At 45.5% G+C, this 14,796-nt stretch carries 16 protein-coding genes and 1 pseudogene; 14 read left to right on the forward strand and 3 right to left on the reverse strand.

The features are described from left to right. Positions 1-128 precede the first annotated feature (128 nt). The 11 genes from BCT81_RS29740 (at position 129) to BCT81_RS09725 (ending at position 8,825) form a co-directional block, all read left to right on the forward strand. On the forward strand, positions 129-1,313 hold the full coding sequence (locus tag BCT81_RS29740; RefSeq protein WP_102423992.1) for a flagellin: 1,185 nt from the start codon (positions 129-131) through the stop codon (positions 1,311-1,313). A 95-nt stretch (positions 1,314-1,408) separates the two neighbouring features. Then, a complete protein-coding gene (gene fliD, locus BCT81_RS09680) occupies positions 1,409-2,731 on the forward strand; it encodes a flagellar filament capping protein FliD (protein ID WP_102423993.1) in 1,323 nt (440 codons plus the stop codon). Positions 2,732-2,741: 10 nt separating this feature from the next. Beyond that, on the forward strand, positions 2,742-3,146 hold the full coding sequence (gene fliS, locus BCT81_RS09685) for a flagellar export chaperone FliS (RefSeq protein WP_102423994.1): 405 nt from the start codon (positions 2,742-2,744) through the stop codon (positions 3,144-3,146). Then, positions 3,130-3,429, forward strand: coding sequence for a hypothetical protein (locus BCT81_RS09690; protein ID WP_102423995.1), 300 nt, complete (start codon positions 3,130-3,132; stop codon positions 3,427-3,429). Before fliS ends, BCT81_RS09690 begins: the two co-directional genes overlap by 17 nt. A gap of 2 nt (positions 3,430-3,431) precedes the next feature. After that, the gene (locus BCT81_RS09695; protein ID WP_102423996.1) at positions 3,432-4,712 is read left to right on the forward strand and encodes a flagellar hook-length control protein FliK; all 1,281 of its coding nucleotides are present in this window, start codon (positions 3,432-3,434) and stop codon (positions 4,710-4,712) included. A gap of 2 nt (positions 4,713-4,714) precedes the next feature. Then, entirely contained in the window at positions 4,715-5,149 is a 435-nt protein-coding gene (locus BCT81_RS09700) for a flagellar biosynthesis sigma factor (protein ID WP_102423997.1), read from the forward strand. Positions 5,150-5,158: 9 nt separating this feature from the next. Further along, a complete protein-coding gene (locus tag BCT81_RS09705; protein ID WP_102423998.1) occupies positions 5,159-5,866 on the forward strand; it encodes a sigma-70 family RNA polymerase sigma factor in 708 nt (235 codons plus the stop codon). Beyond that, positions 5,854-6,726 carry a flagellar motor stator protein MotA gene (motA, locus tag BCT81_RS09710; protein WP_102423999.1) on the forward strand — a complete coding sequence of 291 codons (873 nt, stop codon included), beginning with the start codon at positions 5,854-5,856 and terminating at the stop codon, positions 6,724-6,726. Before BCT81_RS09705 ends, motA begins: the two co-directional genes overlap by 13 nt. Before the next feature lie 10 nt (positions 6,727-6,736). Next, on the forward strand, positions 6,737-7,711 hold the full coding sequence (locus BCT81_RS09715) for an OmpA family protein (RefSeq protein ID WP_102424000.1): 975 nt from the start codon (positions 6,737-6,739) through the stop codon (positions 7,709-7,711). Next, on the forward strand, positions 7,704-7,994 hold the full coding sequence (locus BCT81_RS09720) for a hypothetical protein (protein WP_008216133.1): 291 nt from the start codon (positions 7,704-7,706) through the stop codon (positions 7,992-7,994). The genes BCT81_RS09715 and BCT81_RS09720 overlap by 8 nt, the downstream gene beginning before the upstream one ends. 111 nt (positions 7,995-8,105) lie before the next feature. Continuing rightward, positions 8,106-8,825, forward strand: coding sequence for a lytic transglycosylase domain-containing protein (locus tag BCT81_RS09725; RefSeq protein ID WP_102424001.1), 720 nt, complete (start codon positions 8,106-8,108; stop codon positions 8,823-8,825). A gap of 122 nt (positions 8,826-8,947) precedes the next feature. Here the strand turns inward: BCT81_RS09725 and BCT81_RS09730 are convergent, their stop codons facing one another. Next, the gene (locus tag BCT81_RS09730; RefSeq protein ID WP_102424002.1) at positions 8,948-9,520 is read right to left on the reverse strand and encodes a porin family protein; all 573 of its coding nucleotides are present in this window, start codon (positions 9,518-9,520) and stop codon (positions 8,948-8,950) included. Between the two features lie 188 nt (positions 9,521-9,708). On the opposite strand from BCT81_RS09730, the gene BCT81_RS09735 reads away from it, so the two are divergent. Both BCT81_RS09735 and BCT81_RS09740 read left to right on the forward strand, forming a co-directional pair. Further along, entirely contained in the window at positions 9,709-10,248 is a 540-nt protein-coding gene (locus BCT81_RS09735) for a hydrolase (RefSeq protein WP_102424003.1), read from the forward strand. Between the two features lie 53 nt (positions 10,249-10,301). Then, positions 10,302-10,843, forward strand: a pseudogene (locus tag BCT81_RS09740) (AAA family ATPase). A 121-nt stretch (positions 10,844-10,964) separates the two neighbouring features. Here the strand turns inward: BCT81_RS09740 and BCT81_RS09745 are convergent. Both BCT81_RS09745 and BCT81_RS09750 read right to left on the reverse strand, forming a co-directional pair. Next, a complete protein-coding gene (locus tag BCT81_RS09745) occupies positions 10,965-11,828 on the reverse strand; it encodes a MurR/RpiR family transcriptional regulator (RefSeq protein ID WP_061031971.1) in 864 nt (287 codons plus the stop codon). Between the two features lie 89 nt (positions 11,829-11,917). Further along, positions 11,918-13,192: an amino acid deaminase gene (locus BCT81_RS09750; protein ID WP_102424004.1), complete on the reverse strand. Its 1,275-nt coding sequence runs from the start codon at positions 13,190-13,192 to the stop codon at positions 11,918-11,920. A 176-nt stretch (positions 13,193-13,368) separates the two neighbouring features. Between BCT81_RS09750 and BCT81_RS09755 the strand changes: the two genes are divergently transcribed. Next, positions 13,369-14,796: D-aminoacylase (locus tag BCT81_RS09755; RefSeq protein WP_102424005.1), on the forward strand; the 1,428-nt coding region annotated here is incomplete at its 3' end.

Genomic DNA, 14,796 nt, shown 5'->3' on the forward strand with positions numbered 1-14,796 from the left:
TTACGCACTTCTCATTTTTGAGTCTTGCTATTTTTAAATTTAGTGATCTTTTTTCGAAAAATATGAAATGAAAATTTTCCTCTGTCGTTAACAGTTAGTGAACAGCAAACACAGATGGGGAACATCAGATGGCTATATCAGTACATACAAATTACGCAAGCTTAGTGACTCAAAATACATTGCAGTCGACCAACAATGCGTTAACTAAATCAATGGAAAAACTGTCCACCGGCTTTCGAATTAACTCAGCTGCGGATGATGCGGCGGGTTTGCAAATTGCTAACAGATTAAATCTTCAAAGCCGAGGCTTGAATGTCGCAATGCGTAATTCACAAGATGCAATCTCTATGATGCAAACGGCAGAAGGTGCAATGGATGAAATGACCAATATTGCTTATCGAATGAGTGACTTAGCAACGCAAGCGGCTAATGGTACATATACTGATGACGACCGCCAGGCGCTGGATGCTGAGTTTGGGCAGCTTGCAAGTGAGTTATCTAATATTTTTAACAATACCAGTTTTGGTGGTAAATCGCTTTTGACCGGAGTCGACTCTTTCGGAGTCGCAGGTGGTGTAACTTTTCAAATTGGTGATAAAGCTACGAATACATTAGATGTAGATTTAAACCAAGAGTTGAGTGGCGTTTCAAGCTTTACTACAGGCTTTAATGCGGTGTTTGCTGAGCAGAGAGCTGCAGCGAGTGCCGACTTTCAGGCTGAAGCGGATAACTTCGCTACCGGAGCCACCACGACAGTATTATGTGATGGTGTGGATGCTGGTGGTATTACAGGCAGCTATGATGATTTTGCCGATTTGAAGGCTAAAGCTGAATTGGACGAAGGGACGTCACAAGCTGATTTAGCAATCGTGCTTGACGATATCGCAATAAGTGTCAGTTCTCGTATTGCGGCGAATGCTGGTGCTGGGGGTATATACGACACGGCAGCTTCAGGGTTAGCGTTGGGTGCTGGTACAGAGTATGCAGATCTTATGGCCGGAACCGCAGGTACTTTGTCTATCTCTACACAAAGTGCAGCTAACTCAACAATTGATGATATGAGCACGTTAATCAGTAATATTGGTGAGGCTAGAGCCAAATTTGGCGCAAATATCAATCGCTTAGATCACACTATTACCAATCTTGGCAATATCACAGAGAACCTCGATACATCGAGAGGTCGTATTATGGATACCGATTTTGCTTATGAGTCCGGCATGATGAGTAAGTCTCAAATGCTTATGCAATCAGGTGCCTCTATGCTGAGTGCATCGAAGATGGTGCCGCAGTTGGCGATGAGCCTACTGGGCTAGTTTGAGCAGTAATTGTTTTCGCAGTAACGGCTACATACATAGCCGAACACTAGGAGGGTAGAGCTGTACCTCCTATAGAATTAAGGGGAAGGGTTATGAACGTTGACGCGGTTCAGTTAGCCAGCAATTTTGCCAGTTTAGATGTGCAGCCATTTGAGTTTCGTTACAACCAAAAGCTGTCGATGATCGCTTCTAAAACATCCGCTATTGGTAAAGTTAAAACGGCCCTTCAATCACTAGAAAATAAGATCTATGAATTCACGAAATCGGGCTCAAGTCTCACTCAAACGTCAACCTCGACATCGAGTGATGACTACTTTTCTCTCTCCGTCGATTCTGGTGTGAATGACATTAACTTAGATGTTTTTGTGCAACAGATGGCTTCTAATCATCAAGTGGTTTTTGATGCCAACTCGGTCGATTCAAATGATGTGATGGCGTCGGGGGGCGTATTTTCTGTCACTCAAGACGGCGTTACTACAGACATCAATATTATGGATGCAGACACTGACGTAAGCGGTGATGTCACGTACAGCGAGTTTGTCAGTTACTTTAATGGTCAATTTGACGGTTCGATTCAAGCTACTCTCGTTAAGTCGCAAGGGGCGATGAAAGTGCTGTTTGGTTCTGAAAATGAAGGTGCTGACGCTGCTTTTACTTTGTCTGCAGATACAGCAAGTGGTTGGGAGACAGTCGTCGCGACAGCAAGCGCTGCCCCCATGCAAACCGCCCAAGATGCGGTGATCACACTCGGTGGTGAGTTTGGCACTCAACTTACTAACTCAAGTAATACCTTTGAATCGCTCATTGATGGGGTCGACCTTACGCTGACTAAGGCGAACAACGTCGGAGATTCAGCGACAAAGATTGAAATAGGCGATGATCTCTCTGCCACGGTAGCTTCCTTACAAGAATTTGTCGACGCCTATAACAGCGCCGTTACCGAGATCACTAACTTGACTGCCTCTGGTAATGAGGATGAGGCAAGGGGAGTGTTGGCTTCAGATAGCGCAGTGCGCAGTATTGAAAACCAACTGGCTAGCGTTATACGCGATGATTACAACGGTACTCGCTTGTTTGAGCTAGGGATCGAAATCGACCGTGATGGCAAGCTCAGCCTGGACTCCAGCAAGTTTGAAAGTGCGGCAGCGACGGTCGATTTTGAAACGCTATTTACCGGAAGCGGTGGAGTTTTTGAAGCGTTTGAAAGCAAACTTGAAACCTATATCGACTTCTCTAACGGCTCCCTTAATCGACGAATAGATACGCTCGACAATGAAAAGAGCCGCATTAATGACGCCTTAGCGGCGCTCGACACTCGCTATGAGACTTACTACAACCGCTACTTGTCTCAGTTTACTCAACTGAACTCACTCAGTAGTCAATTGGATTCGGTATCTGGACTTTTCACGATTTAAGGAGCTACACATGCTTTTAGGGAAACAGCAGCAAGCCAATTATGCCAATGTTCAAGTGACGGCGAATGCTTCAGTGTCGTCGAGCTTTGAATTGATTTGTATGTTACATGAGCGACTGATTCAAGAGTTGGAAAGTGTCAAATTTTCAATTGAAACCAAAGACTTGGAGCTCAAATCCAAAGCAACACAAAAGTCGATTGATATTTTAGTCGGGCTTGATGCGTCTCTGGATTTATCGACCGGGGAAGAGCTTATCCAAAACATACACGCCTTGTATGAGCACGCGATAGCGACTGTATTTGAGGCGTCAAAAGAGATGAATACTGAGTTGATTATTAAGTTGATTGGCGTCGTGACCGATCTGAAAGAGGGCTGGGAAGGTGCCATGGAGTGGCTTGATGAAGCCCAGTCCTAAACAGCTAGAACGCCTTGTCAGTAAGTTAGAGGATGCAGCAAATCGTAAAAAATTTGCAGAGATCGCGAAGCTTAATCTGCTAGTGAAAAAGGTGCTTGTAGCCGTTGAACAGTCGCACCCTGACTATGTTGTTCTCGTTAGGCGACTTAAGGTGGTTCATGAGCAATGCCGAATCTTGGTGAATCATGAACAAGCCATATTAAAACAGCAGCTTAGTAACAATATTAATCTACGCGAACGTGACAAAGCCTATGCTCAGACACAGGTCAGAGCGGGAGAGTAATTATGGAATTGCAAGCACAAACGTCGTCTTATCTAGGCAGTTTGGACTTACTGTCGACGCCAAGTTCTTCGGTGAAAAGTAACACCGCGAGTACGTTATCGGCGCCTCAAGCTTTTGACCACTTAGCTTCTGCCCCTTTAGCTTCTGAACTGGGCGAGATACGTATGACGCCTCTTGCACAGTCTTTTCAGTCGCTATTTTCGGTACTCGACCAGGTGAGTTCGTCTATGGCTGCAAGCTCTCCAGAGCTTGCTTATCTCACCACCTCCAATTCTCCTGAAGGCATGGCTGGTTTTTCTCATTCGGAACTCTCTTACTCACAACTATCTAATTCTGAATTATTGAACCCTGAGCTTGATGCTACTCACTCTTACTTACCTTTAGCTCAATTGGAATTACAAGCGCAAGGGTTGAACCTGAGTGATAGAGCGGCGGTGCAGTCGATCGACGCGCCACAAGAGCTAGTGTTGCAATCACAGATTCAACCACCGCAGTTAAGTGCGATTGCTCGTTTTGTTACCCAACAGTTGGAGTTGATGAATCAAAGACGGGGAGCAGGTTTTGAATTTGGTTCAACGAGCAGTTCTTTATTGTCTTCTAACGGGGAGGAATATTCGGGGACTGATTGGCCAGCGAGTATGCCTTCATTTTTTGGTCACACACCCAATAGATATACCCCCTCTGAGCTTGCTTCGTCTACTCATCAGATGGCCAGTTCAATGTTCAACGCCACTCCTGCAAGCCTTAAATTAGGAGCCGTTTCTAACACACCATTGTTAACGGGGATGCCCCTAGTTGAAGCCGTTAATGCGACCAGTGATAGCAGCCATGTTAGGGCGATGGCCCCGGTGGTTGAAGCAACCAAAGAGCTTAGTTTAGAAAGCCAAAGGCAGATACATCAAGTTTTGAGAGACAAAATCCAGCTTCAGTTCGATACGTTAAATCAGGCGGCTCGAATTCGTTTTGATCCACCTGAGTTAGGTAAGGTCGAGATGTATATTCGCATGGACGGTGACAAAGTTAACATCCAAATGAGCGCGTCATCAGCGCTAACCAGAGAAGCCATTTTAGCGACATCGGAGCGTTTGAGACACGAATTGACCGCGCAAAATTCGGAGTTGTCGGAAGTAAATATCGTTCTCGACCAACCGACTCATCGCCAACCTGAGTCGAGGCAACAAAATCACCTCTTAGAGCAACAACGTCTGTCCTCCAGTGATGAGCACGCGCAAGAGCAACCAGAGTATGTTCTGGAATACCAAGCATACATAGCGAGGGTTTGAACATGATTAAAGTCTTTATCACCTTTGCTTTAACCCTTGCTCTATGTGTGACCGGTTTTTGGTTTTATCAAACCAATCAGCTGAATATGGCGGTCTTGAGTTCATGGTTAACCCCGAGTGAGCCAGAGCCGGCTCCAACGCAACAGATTGAGGTTCAGTTAGAAAATGTGCTTGTGCCGATTAATTTAGGTAACCGACAAAGTCTGTTGTTGTTGGATGTCTCTATGTTTACGCCAGAGAGAAACAGTGGGTACGTGCATGACCAACTGAGCAGAATCAAAAATCGCATCATTAAAAAATTCAGTGTGAAGGAGGCGTCTTACTTCTATAACAAGCAGTTTATCTATGTCATTCAAGACGATTTAAAAGACGATTTGGACGAGCTACCAAGCTTGCAAGTGGGTGATGTGCTTGTGACCAAAGCGGTATTTCAATAGGTCGTCACCATGTTAATGCAGCCTAAATATCAACACACTCAAACCGATGACCAAGCAACGCTACAAGAGCTTGAGAAGCTGGTATTACAGCAAAACATTAAGTTGATTAATGGTTTGCTGTATCAATATCGCTATGCGGTGGATGAGGGCACGTTTGAAGATCTTAAACAGACCGCCATGATGACCTTAGTGATTGAATTGAGAAAGTTTGATCATGTGGCAAATGATGACTTTCGCCGTGCCGTTGCGGTGCGCATTCGTGGTGAATTGATCGATGAGTTGCGTCGACGTGACTACATGGAGCGTGATAAACGCCAACTGGTTAATCGCATCAAACATGCGGAGCGACAGTTACTCCAGCAGCTCGGGAGGGAGCCAACCAGTAATGAAGTCTGTCGACATTTAGGGGTTGAAGCGGATGATTATCAGCAAGCTATGACTCTCGTGGATGTGTTTGATGATATCGAGCTGGAGTCGGTGGTCACCGCTGTACCCGAAACCGATAAAGAAGTGCTGTTTAATGAGGTGAAAGAGGTGTTGAACTCGCTGCCTGCAATGGAGCAGCGGATTTTGTATCTAGTTTATGTGAAGAGCTTGAGTACCAAAGAGACAGCGTTGGTCCTTGATATCAATGAAATTAAGGTACACCGACTCAAGCATCGAGGCTTGGACATTCTCAAAAGCAGAATTAAGGAGAGTGATGTATGCAAAAGTTAATCGGCATTGTCGTTGTATTGAGCGTGATTTTTGGCGGCTTCATTTTCCTTGGTGGTAAGTTTGAGTTCATCTTTAAGCTATCAGAGATCATCATTATTTTTGGTGCGGCCTTCGCCAGCTTGCTGATGTCTACGACCTCTTCAACGCTTAAATTGATGGTACAACAGATTGGCATTGCGTTTCGCTCGACTCCTTATAACAAGGACTATTATCAGCAGTTACTGTCATTGATGTTTGAGCTTATCAATACCGCGAGAGTGAAGAACATCAAAGCGTTAGACATTCATGTGGAGAACCCAGAATCAAGCAAGATCTTCGCGAAGTACCCCCGAATTGCCAAAGATGCGTTGACCACACAATTTATTATCGACTCGTTCCGTCAGGTGATTACAGGTAAGCAGTCTCAACATTTACTCGAGGCGTTTCTTGAAGAAGAAATCGAACATCTAGAAGACGAATACACTAAGCCGTCAGAGAAGCTGCATGCCACTGCAGAGGCGATGCCAGGGCTAGGGATATTAGCGGCGGTGATGGGGATAATCCTCACGATGCAGGGATTAGATGGTGAGATAAGCGAAATTGGTAAGAACATTGCTGGCGCATTGGTGGGTACTTTCACTGGCGTTTTTGGTTGTTACTGTGTGTTAGGCCCGATGTCGAGCAGCATTAAAGATGTGTCTGAGAATCAGCTAGCGCCTTTGTTGTGTGTTAAATCGATATTGTCCGCTTATGCGCAAGGTCAGTCGGCTCACATGTGTGCCAACGCGGGTCGAAAAAATATCGAGACGCGCTACAAGCCATCATTTGTTGAACTTGAGAAAGCGGTTGAAGTATTAAGACAGCAGCCGTCATCAAGTTAAGGAGACGATGATGCAGCAACCTCAAATCATTATTCAGAAAAAAGGTCGCCGTAAGCGCAATGAACTGCAGCATGGTGGTTGGAAGGTCGCAATGGCGGACCTGATGATTTCGCTGATGTGTCTCTTCTTGGTATTATGGATTTTGCAGGTGGTGGATGTTGACGACCAGAAAAAACTCCTCAATTACTTTGCTTACGGCAACGACCCAATCATGCATTTAGGCACCAGTGAGAGTGGTGGTAATTCAATTAACCCGCTACCACTGCCTCATGTCGCGACCTCCCACTATGATGCCGATCTTCATCGAATTAACGACACCTCAGTATTGCAAGGGGAATTCAACAGTCAGCAGGAGCTTGAACTGCTGGCACAACGCATAACCCAAGAGCTTTCCGGTATTGATGCACTTGGCAGTGTCAGTGTGTTTGTTACGCCACAGGGCGCTAAATTGGTGATTGCGGATTCAGACAAAGGACCGATGTTTTTCCGAGGTGGCGCGAAAGTGACGCCTTTTTATCAGGATCTGTTACTCAACCTCGCAGGCTTACTCGAGAATATTGAAAATAAGATGATCATTACTGGTCATACGGACGCCAGTCGTTATAAGGGAAGTCGCATGACGAACTGGGAGCTATCAAGCAATAGAGCGAACAGTGCACGTTATTATTTGAATAAAGGAGGCCTCCAAGAGCGGCATATTTTCCAAGTGACAGGAATGAGTGATACCGCTCCAGTCGATTATGAGAACACCAAGTCTGGCATTAATCGTCGCATCGAGCTCTATATTTTAACGGCGAATACGTTGGCGCAATTAAACAAGGTCTACAAGTCTTTTGCGATTGGCAGCGCTAAAGGTAATGGCTCTTCGCCACTTGCTCAGCATGAGTTAGATAAGGTTTTGCCCGACAGTAAGAGAAGGGCCGTTAGACAAGCGGAGTTGAACCAACCAGTCACCTCTTTTGAAGTGCTAAGCCGCTATGACTGAATCACTCAACGTCATGTTTAACACTCGAAAGTGCCTAGCTTGGCTAGTACTGATTGATTACATCTTAATTGGATATTATGTCTATTTAGCGACAAGTTTGCTGTATTTCGATGTTTTTGTCGTAGGTTTGTTGATTGCTATCTACAATATTTTGTTGGTGATGTTTATTGTGCAACAGCCGCAAGGTTTTATCTCTCTCGAGAAAGATAAGCACTTAGTTATTCCCATCTGTTTCGCGGTATTTCTAGGTTGTACCATCGTGGTATTAACCTTTTTTTGGTGAGCCTTTGAATGAACAGAGTATAGGGGGCGCTTCTAAGGTTTAAAGTCGCTGTTAACACGGATAAAGAACAATTAACACGCATAAAAAACAATACGATGATGGAGTGATGTTTTGGCTAAAAGTTTGAGCGCTCAACTTCTCGTACACTGGTTATTTAGGCTGGTGGTGTTTCTTGTGTGTCTTCAAATTACTTCCAGTTATGCGCAAAATCGTCCGCCCCATAACGCAATCCAGCCCCACATCAATACGCTTAAGCCATATCAAAGCCAAATATTGAAAAAGCTAGAAGAGTTCGATCCACTGGTTAACGAGATCTTTAGACAGCTTGCTGAGCGGTCACTCCCCGACAGCTTAGTGTTGGTACCTATGCTTGAGTCTTCGTACAACGCCAACGCGGTATCTCCCGCTAAAGCGGCAGGTTTATGGCAGCTGATGCCTGCCACTGCTGAAAGGTTTGGTTTGACGGTTAATGACAGGCAAGATCAAAGGTTTGAGATTGAACCTAGCACTCATGCGGCGATGCAGTATCTCGATTTTTTGTATCGCAAGTTTGATGGAGATATTAACCTCACGCTTGCGGCATATAACGCCGGAGAAGGGCGAGTGCAACGGGCTGTCAAAAAGGCGGGCAGTCGGCAGTTTTCCGATTTACGATTACCTAAAGAGACCGTCGATTATGTTCATCGTTTTTACGCCTTGCTAGTGTTAGTGGACGTCACTTCACTTAAACAAAACTCGGTTGCGCCAATGTGGCTGTTTGCCAGCGAAAGTCACTGGCAAAACGCGCCTTTGGTTGACTTAAACCCCTTACCACCGTTGGTTTCGTTGTGAACGGGGAGCTTGCTTTGGTTTGCCGGCAACAAAAAAATTCACTTTACTGAGTGACCTTCATGACAAGGTGGAACAGCAAAGTGAATTATTTAGGTTAGGGTGTTCTATGTAGGCTAGCTACATTAGAAGTTGTAAGAACCACCTAGGCTAACACTGCTGAATGCCAGTGTCTTATCTTCGGTTTTGAATGGACCGTAGTAGTTTTCTACGCTCACAGCATCAGCTTGTGAAATTAGGCGTAGTGTTAGGTTTTCGATTGGCGTGTATTCAACACCCAGACCGAAGTGGAAACCTGTACCGCTGTCATCATCGTAACCAGCACTCTTGTTTGCGTTTAGATCAACAGAACTTAAACCAGCCAATACGAACGGACGAATCGTGTTGTCGAACGTGTAACCTAGGTTTGCTGATACAGAAACAGACGTTGGAGACACTTTTGCAGTACCCTGTTTGTAGTCTGCGTAATCATTGTAGCCAAGTTCAACACCAACGATACGGTTAAACTGGTAGCCACCATATAGGTTGTAACCCATGCCATCTGAGTCTAGGTTACCTTGACCGTCTGTATCAGAATCTTGGTACACACCAAGACCACCACCGATGTACGCACCGCCGTCAGTTCCTGCTGCTAATGCTGGAAGAGAAACTGCGCCGATTAAACCCAGTGCTAATGCTGATTTCGCGAATTTGTTCATTGTTCTTACTCACTCTTTAATATCATGCAGTATCAATTATTTTTGTTGTCGGCCTTTCGACCGTTGGTGAGCATTATTCCGTAGTCTTATACGTATTACTGTATGGCTTTGTAAGCTAAATCGTTACATAGTAGAAATATATCAATCAGATTGCTTAGTGAGTTGGGCTGCCAAAACAAGGAATACACATGCTAATGAGACAAAATACAGGCTTGGTGGTTGTGGATGTTCAGGGCAAGCTCGCAAGCCTTGTTGATGAGAGTGAGACACTTATTTCTAACTGTGGGAAGCTGATTAAGGGCGCGCGGATTTTGGACCTGCCCATCATTTACTTGGAGCAGAATCCAGATAAATTGGGAGCAACAGTCAGCGAACTGAATGACTTATTGAGCGATGTTGAGTCAGTAACTAAATTCACATTCAACGCGTGTGATGAGCCCCAGTTTATTGAGGAGGTGCAGGCAAAGAACGTGGATACGTGGTTGGTGTGTGGGATTGAAGCTCATATTTGCGTGTATCAAACGGCAATGGGGTTGTTGGATCTTGGCTACAAAGTTGAAGTAGTTAGCGACTGTGTGAGTTCTCGAATGGCGCTTAATAAGGAGCTAGCCATTTGCCGAATGCGAGAGTCGGGCATTCAAATCACTGGGTTAGAGATGAGTTTATACGAGCTTGTGAAAGACTGCCGAGCGCCAGAGTTTAAATATATCCTTTCTCTTATTCGTTAACTATGGCTTCGTTAACGTCCAATTCGTTAATTTTCCCATTTGAAGAGGTCTATTTGAGCAATCTAATTGTATTTACTGGTGGGCCGGGATCCGGCAAAACCTCGGTCATCGACGCTTTGAAAAGTCAGGGTTATCGATGCGCGCCAGAGGTAGGTCGTAAAGTGATTCAACACCAAGTCTCCCAGCAAGGTAGTGCTTTACCTTGGCTAGATAAAGTGGCTTTTCGTGATGAGATGGTGCGCGAAGAATTAGTCAATTATCAGGCGTTTCAGGCGAGTAACCTGCCCGTTTTCTTTGATAGAAGCATCGTCGATTCATACGGCTACAGCCTGTTAGAAGCACTGCCTATTCCAGACTCCTTGCTAGATCTGTGCAATGAACTTGAATACAGCACTAAGGTGTTTACCTTTCCACCTTGGGAGGCGATTTTCGTCAATGACCAGAGCGTAAACAAGACTTTGAAGAGGCGGTCGCCACCTATGAAAAGATGGTAGAAGCCTATACCCGATTTGGTTATCAACTGGTGGAAGTGCCGAAGAGTTCTGTTGAAGAACGAGTCGAGTTCATTTTAACTTCCATTGACTCAGATGAGTGATTTCAGAAACATCCAAACGAAAAAAGCCCAACAGTATCGACTCGAACGAGTGAATACTGCGGGGCTTTTTAATTCGGATTCTATTTTGATTTAGCTGCGACACGCTTGGTGTCGGTAACGTTTAGTCGCCGAGCGGTTGTCGGTCGCCACCACCTCGGTAGGAGTCTAAAGCAACCTTCAAGCGGCGCAGTTTATCGCGCGAGCGGTTCTTGTGATTGACCGCCATACCCATCGAAAGCACATCCACCAACGCCAACATAGCGTAGCGAGATGCAGATGGCTTGTAGATGAAGTCGGTTTCCATGTGTTTGATTGGCAAAACAATATTCGCAATCTTTGCCAGTGGCGTGTCTTGCGGGGTAATCGCGATGATCTTAAGCCCGTATTGCTTCGCCAGTTCGGCGGTTTCGGTGATCACCGGCGTAAAGCCTGTCGCGGAAATCATCACCATCACATCGTTGGAATCTGCCGTGGCAGCAACCATGCGTGACATTAAACCATCGTTGTACGACACCACTGGGTAGCCCAAGCGGAACAGGCGGTGTTGCAGCTCTTGAGAGGCGATGGTTGAGCCGCCACCCATGCCGATCGCAATAATTTGTCTGGCGTTGTGTAGCCAGTTCACCGCGGTTTCAACGTCTTGTTCTTTGAATAGAGTGCGGTTGATGTCTAGGCTCTGCTTGATCGATTCGTAGATACCTTGATAGCCAGTTTGGTTAACCGGTTCGAGAATAAAGCGCTGGCCCACCGTTAGGGTTTGAGCAAGCTTGATCTTCATATCACGAACGTTGTTACAGCCAATCGCCTTAGCAAAACGGGTAATGGTTGCTTCACTGACTTGCGCGTTTTCAGCGAGTTCTGTAATGCTGGCTTTGGCAGCAAAATCGATGTCATCCATTATCAGCTTGGCGACTTTTTTCTCGGCATCACGAAGAGCGGGAAAACGCTCGGTTATCTGTGAAATGATATCTACTTCTAAACTCAAGAATCTTGATCCTTTATTGATGGGGCTAAGCCTTAGCCCCGTTAGTATATCTGAATGCTTCGCTGATTCTAGCTTATTGAAAAATCGAGCTAGAAGCAGGTCTCTACCCAGTTTGTTACCTGATAGTCGTCATCGCTTATAGCAATGTAACGCCACTTATCGAAAGTTAAACAAGGGTGTGAGGTTGAGAACGCAATCATGTCGCCCACTTCAATCTCAGCAGAACCGTCCGTCTCCACGAAAGTATGTTGATCCATCACGGCAGTCGCCGTCAGGCCTTTCACAGATATAGCTTCACCATTGCGATATCCGCGTTCAGCAATAGGTAATCCCGCGTCGAAGGCTACGTCGCGCTTACCTAGCCCAATCACCAGTTTGGTTGGCTCTGGGCGAGAGATAACATACGCCCAAACCTCAAGTGCCGATTCTAAATCCCCACCCAGTTCACACGCGTAGCCTTGGTTTACTTGCGCTCGTTGCAATACCTTACTTTGAGCATCTAGGTAGCTCCCAGTATCGTGAATGGCATAGCAACCTGGGCGGATGATCGCCAAGTAATCGGTTAGGTTCGCCAAGCACTCTGCCACCACATCATACCAAGCTGATCCCGCGCCAGTGATGATTGGCTGTCCCGTGATCAGTCCATCTGATGCAAGGCTTTCGACAGAGCTTAGTGCCTGGTTTAAGAAGGTGCGAATGTCTTGCTCGGCATTGTCACCATGAATCACACCCTCATACACCTCAATACCCGCTAGCGAAAGCGCAGGCGTATCTTGGATGGTTTGCGCAAGCTCTAGAACTTCTTGAGGAGAACGACAACCACAACGACCACCCGGAACACCAAACTCAATCAGCACTTTTAGCGTCTGTTTTTTGTTGGCGAAATATTGGTTGAGTTGCTGCACGTTGACTGATGAATCCACACAACAATAGAAATCAACGTCGAACTCACTAATAAGCTGTTCGATGATCGCCATGTTGGTTTTACCTACCAATTGGTTAGCCATGATGATTCTTTTTGCGCCTGCCATTGCTGCGATTTCTGCTTGTGCAGGTGTTGCAACGGTAATTCCCCAAGCGCCATTTTCTAGCTGTTGGCGAAAGAAATCAGGCGTCATCGATGTTTTGCCGTGTGGCGACAATTTAACCTGATGATGATCGGCGAATGATTGCATCCAATTCAGATTATTGGTCAACGCTGATTGCTTGATAATTGCTACCGGAAGCGAAATGTCTTCATCGACCAGTCGATAAACGCCGTTCTCAGTTTGTGATACTGCTCTCCCTTTTTGGCCTCTTTCAGTCAAGACGAAACAATCTTTTTGATACTTTATAACATCTTTTTGTGCAGGGTTATGTTTCATTGCTGATTCCTAACATGATTTAAGTGGTTGTTATTTAATGTTTAAATCTATCTTGTGTTTGTTTTGTGATAGAAACTATCACACAAATTAAAATATTATGTGTGTTTTGTCACTGAAAATAATCGGCTGGATTTTTAATATAGCTCTATCAACAGAGTGGATTGAGAGAGTGAGAAATGTTGTTCGATACGATAATTAAAAATGTAGAGGTGTTCGATGGCACCGGCGAACAATCGTTTTGTGCCGATGTAGCAATCCGAGATGGAAAAATCGCCGAAATTGGCAGCATTGATCATGAAGATTGTGGCCAGTTGGTTGAAGGAGCAGGCTTAGCATTGGCTCCTGGATTTATTGATGTACACACACACGACGACACCAACGTCATTCGTTACCCAGACTGCTTACCAAAGATCAGCCAAGGTGTGACAACCGTGATTGTTGGTAACTGCGGTATCAGTGCGTCACCAACGGTTTTAGCTGGTGATCCACCAGATCCTATGAACCTTTTAGGCGCGCAGGCTGATTTCAAATACCCAACCTTTGCCGCGTATGCACAAGCGGTGGAGCAAGCACAACCTGCAGTAAACGTAGCAGCCTTAGTGGGCCACACCACACTTCGTAACCAAGTGATGGATGACCTACAACGCACAGCAACGGAAGATGAAATTGCAGAGATGCAAAACAACCTTGATTTAGCGATGGAGCAAGGCGCATTAGGTTTAAGTTCGGGCTTGGCTTACGCAAGTGCGAAACAAGCGAACGCCAATGAAGTCATGCAGTTAGCCAAAGTGCTGTCTAGCCATGGCGGCATCTATACCACGCATATGCGTACCGAATTCGAAGAGATCTTAAGCGCGATGGAAGAGGCGTTTGAGACAGGTCAATACGCGAAAGTACCGGTTGTTATCTCTCACCTTAAATGTGCAGGTGCAGGCAACTGGGGCAGAACCGTTGAAGTACTTGATTTGATGGATAAGGTTTCAGAGCACCAAGATGTGTCTTGCGACTGTTACCCATATTCAGCGAGCTCCTCAACATTAGATTTGAAACAGGTGACGGACGATTTCGATATCTTCATCACTTGGTCTGAAGCAAAACCAGAACATGCAGGCAAAACCCTTAAGCAGATTGCTGATGAGATGAACCTATCACTGATGGATGCTGCGAAAGCGCTTCAACCAGCTGGTGCGGTTTACCACTGCATGGATGAGAACGACGTAAAACGTGTATTGAAATACAAGCTGACTATGGTTGGTTCCGATGGTTTGCCTAATGACCCGCATCCACACCCGAGGTTGTGGGGCACTTTCCCGAAAGTGTTAGGCCATTACTGCCGAGATGAAAAACTGTTCTCGCTACCAGAAGCGATTCACAAAATGACGGGAATGTCGGCAGAGCGCTACAACTTAGCGGGTCGAGGTGAAATTCGCCAAGGCGCATTTGCTGATTTAGTTTTATTTGATCCAAAGAATATTAAAGACACCGCAACATTTGAAAATCCTATTTCAGTTGCAGAAGGAATTGAGAGTGTCTTTGTTAATGGTGAGTTAACTTACCAAAAAGGAATCGTTAAAAATAATCGTTCCGGCGTTTTTATTTACCGT

Source organism: Vibrio sp. 10N.261.52.A1, from assembly GCF_002876325.1.
Taxonomy (GTDB): domain Bacteria; phylum Pseudomonadota; class Gammaproteobacteria; order Enterobacterales; family Vibrionaceae; genus Vibrio; species Vibrio chagasii.